Here is a 12,998-nt window from a genome sequence, read left to right as displayed (position 1 = left end):
GTACGCGGATCCAGCCCCGCCGAGCACGTCGCGGCAAGTCAGCCGGGCACGAGCACGGCGGCGCCGCTGACCCGGTCGGCGGCCAGGTCGCTCAGCGCCCGGTCGGCACGGCTCAGCGGATACGGGCTGACGGTGACCCGGATGCCGATCCGCGCGGCCGTGTCCAGGAAGTCGCGTCCGTCCTGCCGGGTGTTGGAGGTGACGCTGCGCAGATTCCGCTCCTCGAAGAGATGGCGGCGGTAATCGAGCACGGGGATGTCGGTGAGGTGGATGCCCGCGACGGCGAGGGTTCCCGAACGGTCCAGCGCCTCCAGAGCCACGGGTACCAGATCTCCTACCGGCGCGAACAGGATCGCGGAATCCAGTGGTTCGGGCGGGCGGTCGTAGGCGCCGCTCACCGAGGAGGCGCCCAGGTCGAGGGCGAGTTCGCGGGCACGTGCCGAACGGGTCAGCACGTGCACGGTCGCTCCTTCGGCCAGGGCGACCTGCGCCGCCAGATGGGCCGAGGCCCCGAAACCGTAGATCCCGAGCCGGCCGCCGGGCGGCAGGGCGCTGCGTCGCAGAGCCCGGTAGCCGATGATCCCGGCACACAGCAACGGCGCCAGCAGCGCGGCGTCCTGGTCGTCCGGGAGCCGGTAGGCGTAGTCCGCCGGAACGAGGGTGGCATCGGCGAAACCGCCGTCCGCGTCCCAGCCGGTGTAGAGGGAGGCCGGGCAGAGGTTCTCGCGACCGGCCCGGCAGTAGCGGCAGTGGCCGCAGGTACTGCGCAACCATGCCCCACCGGCCCGGTCGCCGACCCGGAACCCCGTGACGGACGCGCCGACGGCGGTCACGCGGCCGACGATCTCATGGCCGGGGACGGTCGACGCCCGGTGCGGGAGCAGGTCACCTTCGGCAAGGTGCAGGTCCGTGCGGCAGACGCCGCACGCCTCCACGCTCAGCAACAGCTCACCGGGCCCCGGCGAGGGCACGGCACGCCGCACGGGCACCAGCGGGCCGTCCGCGATCGGACCAGGGCTCTGAACAGCCCACCCGGTCAGCACGTGCGAAGCCGGTGCCCCGACCATGTTCCCAGCCTGGCGCCGACCGACGGGCCCGGCAAACGCAGGCGGGACGAGCCGGCTCGGCGGGACTGCGCCGCCATGGCGCCGATGTGGTCGTCACCGACCCCGGCGAGCTGCTGCCCCGTGACCGGTGCGAGCCCGGTCCCCCGCCGCTGCCTCCGGAGCGGTTCTCGGGTGCCGAGGTGCCACTCACGGATTCGGCGTACGGCGGCTGCGCTCCGCGGCACCGGCCCTCGGCGGGCGCCTCTGATCAAGTGATCCCTTTGATCAAGCGGTCAAGGATGGGGAACGAGGACGACCGGGCAGTGCGCGTGGTGCAGGACAGCATGCGTCACGCGGCCGAGCGGCGAGCCGACGGGGTGGGAACGCCGGCGTGATCCGATGATGATCAGATCGGCGTCGGTGGTCGCTGCCACCAGCACCTCGGGGACGGACCCGGCACGAACGACGTGTTCGGTCACCGTGAGGTCCGGGAAGTCCTTGCGCACGGGCGCGACGAGCCGGGCCGTCGCGGTCGCCCGATCCGCGGCGAGCCGGTCCACACCGTCGAACATCGTCGCCATGCTGCCGACGTTCTCGAGCAGGACCCATGTGCTGAGCACCCGGAGTGAGACACCTTCCCGGGCGGCCAGAGCGGCGGCGACGCGCAGTGTTTCCTCGTCACGCTCGTCCCGGACCGCGGCCAACACGACACCTGCCGGTTCACGGTCCTCACCGCCAGGCACGACGACGACCGGGACCTGGGAGCGCGCGGCCACCCGGAGCGAGTCCGAACCGACCAGCAGGAACGCGAATCCGCCGCGTCCACGGGAGCCCACGACGATCGTGGCATCGGAACCGGCTTCACCGAGCAGGCATGCTGTCGTCTCGTTCTCGCACACGGCCGTCGTCACGGGGACGCCGGGAGCAAGTCGGCGTACGAGTGCGGCGGCCTCTTCCAGCACACCTTCCGCCAAGCCGTCGATCCGCTGGATGTCCTCCCGGGAGAGATACAGACCCCCGTGGCTCGTCCCGGTGGCGTACACGATCCGCAGCGGCCGACTGCGAGCAGCAGCCTCGCCCGCGGCCCACCGCACGGCCCGCGTCGCATGGTCGGAACCATCGGTGCCGACCACGACCGGTCCCGTCACGGTCACGCTTGATCGAGTGCTGTCCATTCTCTCTCCTCGGTCTCTCCCCGAAGTCACGAGTACCGATCCGCCGCCGTTTTCGTAACCGCTCGGGCAGCTCGGCCTCCACCTCGTCCCGCTCCGTCTCCCACCCCTGCACCTGATGCGCTGTTGCCGTCATCCAAGCGTGGTCCGGATCAGTACCGTGGCGCCAGCCAACCCCATGCCTGCGGGCGGAATCGGAGGCCATCGTCCTGTGTGCGCCGTGCGGCCCGCGGCATGGGCTGAGCGGGTCGCGGAACCAGGCCGGTCGACCCGAGCGCCATCCGTCCCGGGCGGCACGCGATGGAGTGGACAGGGAGCAGCGGAACAGCGGCGGGCCCGATGGCTGGACCGGATTCCCATGGAGGACGCGTGGGCATGACGCTCCGCACCACCCGGCACGGCCGAGCGCCCCTCCGGAAGCACGCTTATCGTTCAGAGCGGGCGTGCGGGTACACACCGCCCGCCGGGAACGGAGGTTCCATGTCAACGGCCAGAAGTCTGCTCGACGTGATCCCGCCCGGGAGCCGGGCCCGCCTGCTCGACGAAGCGGCCTGCGAAGTGCCGCTGGTCCTCGGCTCACGGCTCTTCGAGGAAGGCAGAAGGGCCGACCGCTTCTGGGTCATCCGCTCGGGTCAGGTCGAGGTCGACCTCCATGTGCCCGGCCGCCGTGCGGCGGTCGTCGAGACACTGGGACGGGACGATCTGCTGGGCTGGTCCTGGCTCTTCCCCCCGCACGTGTGGCACCTGGGTGCGCGTGTGATCCAGGCGGGGCAGGCAGTGGAATTCGATGCCGCTGCCGTCCGCTCGCTGTGCGAGGCCGATGCGGCCCTGGGCCGGGCGGTGTACAGGTTCGTCGCCGAGACGGTCGCGGAGCGCCTGTACGGAACACGGACAAGGCTGCTGCAGCTGTACGGTCCCCGGGCCGACACTCCCGAGGCCTGAGCTGAGCGGACCGGGGAACGGACCGTTCGGCCCGGACCGGGTGGCGTCCACCGGGGAAGGTCGCCCGCCCTGTGACCACAGCCCATTGATGTCACCCGAGCGACTCTGTCACCTGCACTCTTGCCAGCTAGTTTCTGCACCGCGGCACTCGTTTTACAGAGCTTTGTTGGCACATTCGTACAGGCTCAGCTCTCTGCACGAGGTCATATACCCAGCGCTAGCTCCACCGACTCCACGTCGCACGATGCGGCTCGGGTAAGTTTCTCGTTCTTTCTGTAGGTAGGCCCTCACGGAGAGGCCACGGGTGCCGAACCGGCAGCCGTGGCTCCTGTCGGTCACAGTGGTCTTTGCACTGCTCGGTTGCGTCCTGAGAAGTGGTGTACGGGTTCGACCTGATCCGGGGGTTTGTTCCGGCATCGGGATGGTGCCCGCATAGATGAACGGCCACCGACTGATCTTCGAGATGTCGAAGCTCGAAGGAGATCAGCACGATGACCGCACCCGACAGTCTGCCCCTGCACGCCCTCGAGTCTGCCCCTGCACGCCCTCGCCGAAGACAACCTCGCCGCGACGAGTCCCGATCTGCTGCGCGCGATGGTCAAGACGTTCGCCGACGCCCTCATGTCTGCCGAGGCCGACGCCCTCTGCAACGCCGAATACGGGCAGGTCAGCGACGAGAGAGTCAATCACCGCAACGGATATCGCCCGCGCGAGTGGGACACCCGGGCGGGCACCGTCGAACTCGCCATCCCCAAGCTCAGGTCCGGGTGTTACTTCCCGCACTGGCTGCTGGAGCGTCGCCGTAGGGCCGAGCAGGCCCTCATCTCGGTGGTCGCCACCGCCTACCTGCTGGGCGTCTCGACCCGCCGGGTGGAGAAGCTCGCCGAGTCCCTCGGCGTCACACAGCTGTCGAAGTCCCAGGTCAGTGCGATGGCCAAGCATCTGGACGAACAGGTCGCCGCGTTCCGCAACCGGGCATGGTTGGCGGTGGTGCGTCGAGTGCCGCGGGTTCGCGTTGTGTTCACGTTCGCGTACCGCCGCTGAGAGTTGCGCTTTGCTGGTGGGGGAGCAGTCCGGCGACGGCTTGGATGATGTCGCTCATGTGCTTGCGGTGACCGTGGTGGCGGGCGAGGGTGCGCCAGTTCTTCAGATGGCCGATGCCGGGCTCGACCCGGATACGTCGTGAGGAGTGGGCCTTGCGCTGATGCTCGTGCATCTCCTCGTACCACTGCGGCGGGTTCTTCTTGGACTTACGGTGCGGTGGCGTGATCACGCGTCGGCCGGTCTGGGCCCCGAGTCCCTGGTAGCCGGCGTCGGCGAGGATCTCCATGGCCGGCCCATCAGTCAGGAGTTTGACCAGACCCAACTTGCGGGCATGGGTGATGTCCGCGCAGCTGGCAGGCTCGGCCGGGCTGCAGAACAGAAGTCTTCCCTCGGCGTCCGTGACGACCATCGACTTCACGGCGTTCTGCTTGTTCTTGCCGGAGATGAACTTCTCCCGGTCCTTACGTCCGGCTGCCGTGCGGCGGACGCGGATCTCGGTGCCGTCGATGATGCCGGTCTGCCCGTCGGCGCCGAGGTGGTCGATGACTTCGGTGAGCGTGCGGAGTCGGAGGCCGGGTGCGACGGTGCAGCCCCGCTCGGCGAGCAGGGGTCGCACCTCACCGATTGCCCGCGTGATGGTGGAGCGGTCGACACCGAATCAGCAGGCCAACACATCGTGCGTCGCACCGTGGCAGAGGTTGACCAAGGTCGCCAACAGCCGGTCAACGAGGACCAGTTTGTGTTTCGCCCCCGCACCGACTGCCCGTCGGCGGGCCGTGACTCCAGTTCGGCCTGCTGCCGCTCGTGCCACGACGGACCTATCTCGGCGACGAGTTCAGCGATCACGTCGGGCGTCAGCCCGGTGATGCGCTGGCTTCGGATGATTGCTGCACGTGCCTGGTTCCCCACCACACCGACCCTGATCAATGATCAAGGTTTCGCGCGCCACCGCCAACCATCCACGAGCTCGTTAATCATCTCTGCAGCCACCTACGGGTGGCACGTCACTGATGGCGCCGCCAGCGCTAGGAGTAGAGAACTCGCTGAAGTTGTGGAGATTATGTGACTGCATAGGTGCTCTGTTCAACGAGACTCGACACGGCGACGAGTCCTGAACCAAGCACCATGAAGAACGCCCCCTCCCGGGCCTCGGGGATGACCGGGCAGATGGGAACGCCTTTTCTAACGCCGACAGCAAGGCGCCCCGCACCTGCAGGGCAAGGCTATCCGCGACAGGGCCCGCAGACGCCCGCACCAGCGCCCACGCACACGCCCGCCCAGGGGCATCTTGCAGCCCCACACCCAAGGAGTCCACAAGGCCGCAGCTCACGACGCTATTCATGGAGCTGTACGCCATTCTTCATGCGCCGTTTCATTTGGCGATGCGTCAGAGGCACATGACGAGCACTCCCGCACCCTCACGGAGATCCAGCACTCTCGGATCCGCTTCCCTCTACGGTTCCCTGGCGGGCGCGGACACGGATAGAGCTGAGCGCGTACCGCGACCAGTCCAGGTCGGTGCGCGAGACGGGCGTATCGAGGATCAGACGATGAAGGTCATCCCACACTCCCACCTCGGACCACTCAGCGAACCGACGGAACGCAGTCACCCCCGACAGCCCGAAGCCGGAGGGCAGTTGATTCCACGGGCATTCCGACGTAACGACAAAGATGATCGCAGCCAGGGCAGCCCGGGCCCCACAGCGCCGCCGCCCACCGCCCTGCGGGCGCTCCGGCGCTGTTGGTACCACACGTTCGAACAACTCCCACAAGCTGTTTGGGCACCAGCCGCTCAACTAGCGAAGCAGTCACTGCCCCAGGTTGCCCCAAGATCACACCAAACGAAATAGCGGTGCCGGTGTTGAATTCACCGTGAAGCGAACTTGTGAAGAACCTGTGTAGTGCGGGCTTGTCGATTCTGCGGTCGGCGTCTACCGTCCCCTGAGTCGTGCAGCACCTTGAGTGAGACAAGACCTTGAGGGGGTTTGGATGGACGCAGTGGAACTCGAAGAGCGGGTTTCTGATCTTGTTGCCGCAGTCCTCGGCATAGAGCGCGCCGAGATCGACGGAGATTTTCAGGGCGGACTGGCTGATCTCGGCTGCACATCCTTGCAGGCTGTGCAGCTCAACCGCCTCCTTGAGGAAGAGTTCGGTTGCGAGATCAATGTGCTTGACGTTGTGGATGCTCAAGGCATCAGGCAGATCTGCGCGGTGATATCGAAGAGCCCGGCGAAACGCACCGGGGCGAACCCGAAGGGCCGTTGATGCTGGGCTCTCTTCGGGATCCAGCAAATGCATTGACAGGGTTCGGACTTATTCTCGCCGTGATAGCGCTTGCGTGGGTGCTCGACGGCAACTCCCGCTGGGCGGCCGTCTTCGCGCTCATCGCCCTCATGATCGACCATATTGACGGCCCTGTTGCCCGTCGGCTCCGCGGGAGGGGGGAAGTCGCGAAGAAGATGGGCGCGGCGCTGGACAGTTTCGCGGACATCGTGAGCGCGGGCGCATGGCCGGCGGTGCTCATATTGGCCGCGACCGGTTCGAGCGTTCTAGGAGTTCTCACGGCTTCAGTGCTTGTGCTGGCCAGTGCGACGCGACTCAGTTATTTCTCGATCGTCGGTCTGGACGGGGGGCATCGATTCGCCGGTCTTCCGGTGACCTACACGGTTCCCGCCTTCAGCCTGGCCATCGTCGTCTCCACCCATTTCGATCTCACGCTGAAGCACTTGCTTTGCCCACCGCATGGCTCATCACCGTATTTCAAGTGGCGCCGATCAAGGTGCGAGCTCTGTCCGGCATCGGATACGCCGCCGTGACCGCGGTGGTGGCGATTCTGATCGCACTCCTCGCGACGGCTCCGACCGACCCTCTGACCCATGGGGGCCTGCGATGAACACAGCGACTATCTCGAACATCGAACGGATTCGTCGACTTGCGCTGAGCAGTCCTTCGAAGACTGCGGTCCGTCACTTCAGTTCCACCGGGAAAGAGACGCACCGGACCTACGCGGAACTCTGGGAAGACCTGCTCGGCGCTGCCGCCCACCTGGCGGCCGAGGGCGTCGGACCGCGTGACGTCGTGGCGGTACGTGTCAGCCATGGGCTGACACACGTGGTCTACAGCCTGGCCACGTGGTCGGCTGGCGCCACGTTGCTGCCCCTTGATCCCGGCCTCCCTGCCGATCGGCTCCAGGCACTGAAGGGAACGATCACCAACCTTGTCGTCCTCGGAAACGACGCGGCGGCCGACGTGGTTCCCCAGTGGCCAATCGCACCCCGGCCCGCGGGCTCTCGGCCGACCATCGCCCACGACCTCTCGCCTCGCTTCGCCCGATCCACAGGCGGCTCGACCGGCCGGCCTTCGGTCGGCATCGCCCGCAATCCCGCCTGGACGACCCGGCCAGGACACCTTCTGGAGGACAGTTACGCCGGGGTCGACACCGACTTGACAGAACTCGGCGTCGCGCATGACCAAGTCCAACTGGTGACCCTCCCCCAGCACCACGCAGGATTCACCTGCCTCCACTACGGACTGGCGCTCGGCCAGGAGATCATCCTGCTCGATCGCTTCTCACCGCACGACTCGGTTCACCTCATGAAGGAATTCCGGGTCAACTTCCTCAGGATTGTCCCCACACAGATGCGCATGATCCTGGAGATACCCGAGGTCGACCGGTCAGCGTTCGCCGATATCAAGGCGGTACACCACGGCGCCGGCCCGTGCCCGGACAGCGTGAAACGGGACTGGATATCGCTCGTCGGAAAAGAGAACCTCTACGAAACGTACACCACGGCCGAAGCGTTGTTCCACCTCGCCGTGCGCGGCGACGCATGGCTTGAAGAGCCCGGTTCGATCGGACGTCCGCGTCCCGGATGCGCAGTGATCCTCGACGGATCAGGCCGGGTGTGCGGACCCGAAGTGGAGGGCGATGTCTATCTCAAATCGCCGACGACCGCACTACCTTATGAACAGCTCGGGACCCCGCGAGTTCTGCGCTCATGGGGTGATTACGTGAGCGTAGGAGATCTCGGCTACCTCAGTAAGACAGGGAGTCTCCACCTCACCGGGCGCACTGGGCAGGTACTGCTCGTCGGCGGTGTCAATGTGAACGCGGCACGGGTCGAGCGCGTGCTGCTCGAAATGGACGGGATCGAGGACGCGGTGGTCGTCGGCCGGCCTGATCCGCTGCTCGGACAGTCCGTCCATGCCGTCGTGGTGCTCGCCGAAGAGACAGAGCTCAACTCCGTATGGTTCCAGCGGGAATGCAGACGCCGCCTCTCGGCATCTGAGGTCCCGACCTCTGTCGAGATTCGTGAATCGCTGCACCGTAACGCCTCGGGGAAGATCGCCCGAGCAGAATTCGAGACCAAATAGACACGGAAGGTGGAAGCACCTTGCCATCGGGTAAGCCCATAGAAATCTCCCCTTGCACGGGCTCGATCGGGGCGGAGGTCAGCGGGGTTCGGGTCGGCCGCGACCTCAGCGAGTCAGAAGTCGAGAGCATTCGCAGCGCCTTTCTCAGCCACAAGGTCCTCGTATTCAGAAGGCAGGACTGCTCGCCCGAGGAGCTTCTCGGTTTCGCTGACCTGTTCGGCGAGACGACGAACAGCCACCCCATTCTCGATCCGGCCAGCAACGAGATGGGGCACCTCCTCGAAGTGGACTACACACAGGCGCGACTGCAGGAACGGTTCAGCCCCGACGGTCGGGTGCCGACGACCAACGTGTGGCATACCGATGTCTCCTTCATGGAGACGCCGCCCCTCGGCACGGTCATGCAGGTCAGTCACTCGGCGCCGGTCGGCGGCGACACGCTCTACTCCAACGCGGAGGCCGCCTTCGAAAGCCTGCCGGGCCCTCTCAAGACACTGGCGCAGAGCCTGCGGGCCGTTCATGACGCCTCCGAGCAGTACGGATCACGCGTCGCGTCCGGCGGTGGCGAGTGGGACGGCGTTCCGTTCGACCAGCTCAAACCGGTGGAGCATCCGGTGGTGCGGCGCCACCCCGTCACCTCGAAGCCCTGCCTCTTCGTCAACCCGGGGTTCACCACGCGGCTTGCCGAGCTGCGCCCGGAAGACAGCAGGGAGATTCTCGACATCTTCTACCGGTACCTGACCCGGCCGGAAGTCGTGGTGCGTTTCCGCTGGGAGTCCGGCGACGTCGCCTTCTGGGACAACCGCTGCACCATGCACTACGCGACCCGTGACTACGGAAACGCCCATCGGGCCATTCGCCGGGTGACGCTCCGAGGTGATCCGGTCGATGCCTGGTCACCGCCACAAAGCAAGTGAAGTCCAGCCCACAGGTGTCACGTGGAAGGAAGCGATCTGCGCATGACGAATAGGGAAGCCTTGGCGGGAGTACTACCCCTTAGCCTCGATCCGCCGAGCAATAGCTGGTCCAAGGCTTGGGCATGAATACGCGGATGCCCTCTGAGCTGGGACGATGGGACTTCCTACGGTTCCATATCCACAGAGCAAGAGAACACCCGCGAGATGCAATCTTCCCCTGCCGTTTCGGCGGTGTCCGCCGAGTTCGATGACGCCAATCTGGTCGCGTATGCCGGGCTGGTCCCGATGATGCGGCTGGCCGAGCGGTGCGGGCTTGCCCGGCTGACAGTGGGGAAGGTGAGGCTGAGCGGGGCGGGGAACGGTGCGGGTGCGGCAGCGGACGCCAAGGTCACCAGCATCGTCGCCGGGATGGCCGTGGGCGCGGACAGCATCGACGACCTGGACGTCCTGCGCCACGGCGCGATGCCGACCCTGTTCGGCGGGATCCGTGCCCCGTCCACGCTGGGCACGTTCCTGCGCGCGTTCACCCACGGTCATGCGCTCCAGCTCCACGCTGTGCACCGAAGGTTCCTTGGCGAACTGGCCGTACACACCCCGCTGCTGCCCGGTGCGGGGCAAATGGCGTTCATCGACGTCGACTCCACCCACAAACGGGTCTACGGCCGCACCAAGCAGGGCGCCGAGTACGGCCGGTTCAAGGGCACCCGCACCCTGCACCCCTTGCTCGCCACGGTCCGCACCCCGCACTCCCGGCCGGTGATCGCCACAGTGCGGTTGCGCCGCGGCAAAGCGGCCGACTCCCGTGGCGCCCCGAAGTTCGTCAGCGAGGCCCTGGCCACCGCCCGCGAGGCCGGCTGCACCGGCACCCGCATCCTGCGCGCGGACTCCCAGTTCTACAACGCCGGTGTGATTGCCGCCTGCCGCCGGACCGGCGCCCACTTTTCCATCACCACCGGCATGAACCCCTCCATCAAACGGGCCATCGCTGCCATCCCCGACAAGGCATGGCAGCAGATCACCTACCCGACCGCGGTGCCGGACCCCGAGACCGGCGAACTCGTCTCGGACGCCGAAGTCGCCGAGATCCCCGCATACACGGCGTTCGCCAGCCGGAAGAAATCGGAGCGGGTCACGGCCCGGCTGATCGTGCGCCGGGTCCGTGACCTGGCCAAACCCCCGATCGTCGGAGAGCAGGGCGAGTTGTTCCCGGTCTGGCGCCACCACCCGTTCTTCACCGACAACCCCGCCGAAACCCTCCAAGCCGAGCGGGAACACCGTCACCACGCCGTCGTCGAGCAGGTCATCGCGGACAGCAAAGCCTCCGCCCTGGCCCACCTGCCGTCGGGGAAGTTCAACGCCAACGCCGCCTGGCTCACCCTGTGGGCGATGGCCTACAACCTGCTGCGGGCAATCGGCGCACTGACCTCCGCCTTCCACGCCAAGGCCACCACCGCCACCCTCCGCGCCCACCTGATCCAGGTCCCGGCCCGGATCGCCCGCTCCGCACGGCGTATCACACTGCACCTACCGCACAACTGGCCCTGGCGAGACGCGTGGACGCAGTTGTTCGACACCGTCCACCGCCCACCCGAACCGGCCTGACCGCCTCTGCCCGACCCGCCCCGCCAGGGCCCAACCGGAACCGAACCCGTGGAAAAGCTGGGCAGACCAGCGGATACCACTTGTCCACACCCGGCCGACAGTTCAGAACCCGCCCCGCAAACCCTCGGAGACGACTCTGCTGCGCAATTCCTGGGTCAGGCTGTGAGTCGGTAGGCGAGGCGTTCGAGCCGGCTGCTGCGGGTGTGATGCTGGTCGTGTCCGGTCCAGTGGGCGTCGAGTCTGATCACGTTGAGTGCGGTGGCGGAGAAGGCGTGTTGGAGGCGGACTTTCGGTAGCCCGCGGTAGCGGGCCCGGCGTATGCCGGTGATGTCGAGGGCTTGATTGATAGTGCCTTCCACACCCGCTCGCAGGGCGTACTTGGCCTTCCACGTCTCGGTCTTCTGCTCGGCGCGGGCCTGGGTGAGGGCTTCTTCTGGCTCTCTGGGGCGCAGGGTGAGCATGCGGCGGCCTTTCGCGGAGCTGGTGCATTGGTCGCGGAAGGGGCAGGGGCGGCAGGTGCGGACGCCGAAGGTGATGACGATCGCGTCCGTTCCGTGCTGTTTCACGGGGTTCCAGTGCGCGCTGGTCTTGCCGGCGGGGCAGCGGACCTGGCGGGCCCTCCAGTCGATGATGAAGGCGCTCTTGTCGAAGCCGGCGTGGGCCTTGGCCTGGGCGGAATGATCCAGCAGAACCGGGGTGACCATACGGGTGCCCTGTTTCAGCGCGGCGGCGATGAGGTCGGCGGATGGATAGCCGGAGTCGAGGTAGTGCTCGGCGGGCCTGATGCCGTGCTCGGCCAGGCGCTGTTGGACCGGGGCGGTCGCTTTCACATCGGGCACGGTGGCATCGGTGGTGCACACGTCCGTGATCAGATTCGGTGCCGCCCGGACACCGGCTTCGGCTTCGGCTTCGGCTTCGGCTTCGGCTTCGGCTTCGGCTTCGGCTTCGGTGGGAGTGTCGCAGGTCTCGGTGAGATGGACCTTGTAGCCCATCCAGAACAGGCCCTCGCCCTTGGCCGCCCAGCGTGCGTCCGCGTCGTAGGGGGAGGCGAGGCGGCGATGACCGGGCGGGACACCCTCGTCGTCGGCGGCCCGCTTCTTGATCACCTCCCGTCCCCTGGTGTCGGTGCTCAGGTAGTACGTCTGGACGAGGATCTGCCGCAGGATCTGTACGGACTCGATCTCACGGATCCATGGGGGTGTGCCGGGTGACCAGGCCGCCCGGCACAACGCCAGCGCGTCCTGGCCGAAGACCTGCGCGAGCCGGTCGCGTTTCGTCTGCGAGGCGGGCATGCGCCAGCCGTCCACCCGCGGCCCGTACCGGTGAGCGAACTCGGCGACATCGACCTGCCCGGCCAGCCACGACGGCGCCGCGACAGCCAGGGCCTCCAGCGCCGCCCGCACACTCTCCCCGGCCAGCTCGAGGCGGTTCAAGTCCCGCACCGCACTGATCACATGGGTGGAATCGGTCCGCTGCCTGCCCCCGGCCGCGACCAGCCCCTCCTCCACGCAGTACTCAAGGAGACGGTCGAAGACCACCCGTTCCATGCCGTTGTCGGACAGGCGGGAACGGAACCGGCTCAGCACACTGGCATCGAAGCCGGTGTCCGTCAGCTCCGCCCCGAGCGCGTACTTCCAGTCGATCGCCCGCACCGCCATCGCCGCGGCCTGCCGATCGGTCAGATCCTCGGCGAACTGCAACACCGTGACCAGGCACAACACCCCCGGAGACAAACCCGGAGCCCCACGCACCCCGAACGCCGACGCGAACGGCTCGTCCGCGAAAACCTCCGCGAGCCGGTCTCGCACCCGTATCGCCAGGCTCCCCTGCGGGAACGCCGCCCGCGCCACCATCACGGTCTGCTCCGGGACTTCCGGCAGCCCCTCCGGCCGCATCGACAT

The 12,998-nt window shown here is 67.1% G+C and carries 10 protein-coding genes and 2 pseudogenes; 7 read left to right on the top strand and 5 right to left on the bottom strand.

The window, feature by feature from the left end; all coding sequences use genetic code 11:
• Positions 1-38: 38 nt before the first annotated feature.
• Both OG611_RS24725 and OG611_RS24720 read right to left on the bottom strand, forming a co-directional pair.
• Positions 39-1,067, bottom strand: a complete 1,029-nt coding sequence (locus tag OG611_RS24725) for a zinc-binding alcohol dehydrogenase family protein (protein ID WP_266423996.1) — start codon at positions 1,065-1,067, stop codon at positions 39-41.
• A 272-nt stretch (positions 1,068-1,339) separates the two neighbouring features.
• On the bottom strand, positions 1,340-2,221 hold the full coding sequence (locus tag OG611_RS24720) for a universal stress protein (protein WP_266423993.1): 882 nt from the start codon (positions 2,219-2,221) through the stop codon (positions 1,340-1,342).
• 477 nt (positions 2,222-2,698) lie between these two features.
• Here OG611_RS24720 and OG611_RS24715 point away from each other — a divergent pair, with 477 nt between their 5' ends.
• Both OG611_RS24715 and OG611_RS24710 read left to right on the top strand, forming a co-directional pair.
• Positions 2,699-3,160: a cyclic nucleotide-binding domain-containing protein gene (locus OG611_RS24715; RefSeq protein WP_266423991.1), complete on the top strand. Its 462-nt coding sequence runs from the start codon at positions 2,699-2,701 to the stop codon at positions 3,158-3,160.
• A 531-nt stretch (positions 3,161-3,691) separates the two neighbouring features.
• Positions 3,692-4,135, top strand: a pseudogene (locus OG611_RS24710) (transposase); the annotation flags it as partial.
• A 46-nt stretch (positions 4,136-4,181) separates the two neighbouring features.
• Here OG611_RS24710 and OG611_RS24705 read toward each other — a convergent pair.
• Positions 4,182-4,820 carry a transposase family protein gene (locus OG611_RS24705; protein ID WP_266423988.1) on the bottom strand — a complete coding sequence of 213 codons (639 nt, stop codon included), beginning with the start codon at positions 4,818-4,820 and terminating at the stop codon, positions 4,182-4,184.
• A gap of 832 nt (positions 4,821-5,652) precedes the next feature.
• Positions 5,653-6,016, bottom strand: a pseudogene (locus OG611_RS24700) (transposase); the annotation flags it as partial.
• A 177-nt stretch (positions 6,017-6,193) separates the two neighbouring features.
• Here OG611_RS24700 and OG611_RS24695 point away from each other — a divergent pair.
• From OG611_RS24695 to OG611_RS24675, 5 genes are all read left to right on the top strand, one after another.
• Positions 6,194-6,469, top strand: coding sequence for an acyl carrier protein (locus OG611_RS24695; protein WP_266423985.1), 276 nt, complete (start codon positions 6,194-6,196; stop codon positions 6,467-6,469).
• The gene (locus OG611_RS24690; protein ID WP_266423983.1) at positions 6,469-7,020 is read left to right on the top strand and encodes a phosphatidylcholine/phosphatidylserine synthase; all 552 of its coding nucleotides are present in this window, start codon (positions 6,469-6,471) and stop codon (positions 7,018-7,020) included. Before OG611_RS24695 ends, OG611_RS24690 begins: the two co-directional genes overlap by 1 nt.
• Positions 7,021-7,093: 73 nt before the next feature.
• Entirely contained in the window at positions 7,094-8,578 is a 1,485-nt protein-coding gene (locus OG611_RS24685; protein WP_266423981.1) for a class I adenylate-forming enzyme family protein, read from the top strand.
• Positions 8,579-8,598: 20 nt separating this feature from the next.
• Positions 8,599-9,495 carry a TauD/TfdA family dioxygenase gene (locus OG611_RS24680; protein WP_266423979.1) on the top strand — a complete coding sequence of 299 codons (897 nt, stop codon included), beginning with the start codon at positions 8,599-8,601 and terminating at the stop codon, positions 9,493-9,495.
• Positions 9,496-9,699: 204 nt separating this feature from the next.
• Positions 9,700-11,097 (top strand): IS1380 family transposase, encoded by a 1,398-nt coding sequence (locus OG611_RS24675; protein ID WP_266423976.1) that lies wholly within the window; start codon positions 9,700-9,702, stop codon positions 11,095-11,097.
• 155 nt (positions 11,098-11,252) lie between these two features.
• On the opposite strand, the gene OG611_RS24670 is transcribed toward OG611_RS24675, so the two are convergent.
• The gene (locus tag OG611_RS24670; protein WP_266423974.1) at positions 11,253-12,998 is read right to left on the bottom strand and encodes an IS1182 family transposase; all 1,746 of its coding nucleotides are present in this window, start codon (positions 12,996-12,998) and stop codon (positions 11,253-11,255) included.

This window comes from Streptomyces sp. NBC_01363 (assembly GCF_026340595.1).
In the GTDB taxonomy this organism is placed as follows: Bacteria; Actinomycetota; Actinomycetes; order Streptomycetales; family Streptomycetaceae; genus Streptomyces.
This window is presented reverse-complemented; position numbering and strand designations above follow the sequence as displayed.

Coding starts and splice junctions, on each gene's coding strand:
- OG611_RS24670 (WP_266423974.1), bottom strand. CDS start 12,998: ATGTCGATGCGGCCGGAGGGGCTGCCGGAAGTCCCGGAGCAGACCGTG.
- OG611_RS24675 (WP_266423976.1), top strand. CDS start 9,700: ATGCAATCTTCCCCTGCCGTTTCGGCGGTGTCCGCCGAGTTCGATGAC.
- OG611_RS24725 (WP_266423996.1), bottom strand. CDS start 1,067: ATGGTCGGGGCACCGGCTTCGCACGTGCTGACCGGGTGGGCTGTTCAG.
- OG611_RS24690 (WP_266423983.1), top strand. CDS start 6,469: ATGCTGGGCTCTCTTCGGGATCCAGCAAATGCATTGACAGGGTTCGGA.
- OG611_RS24715 (WP_266423991.1), top strand. CDS start 2,699: ATGTCAACGGCCAGAAGTCTGCTCGACGTGATCCCGCCCGGGAGCCGG.
- OG611_RS24720 (WP_266423993.1), bottom strand. CDS start 2,221: ATGGACAGCACTCGATCAAGCGTGACCGTGACGGGACCGGTCGTGGTC.
- OG611_RS24685 (WP_266423981.1), top strand. CDS start 7,094: ATGAACACAGCGACTATCTCGAACATCGAACGGATTCGTCGACTTGCG.
- OG611_RS24695 (WP_266423985.1), top strand. CDS start 6,194: ATGGACGCAGTGGAACTCGAAGAGCGGGTTTCTGATCTTGTTGCCGCA.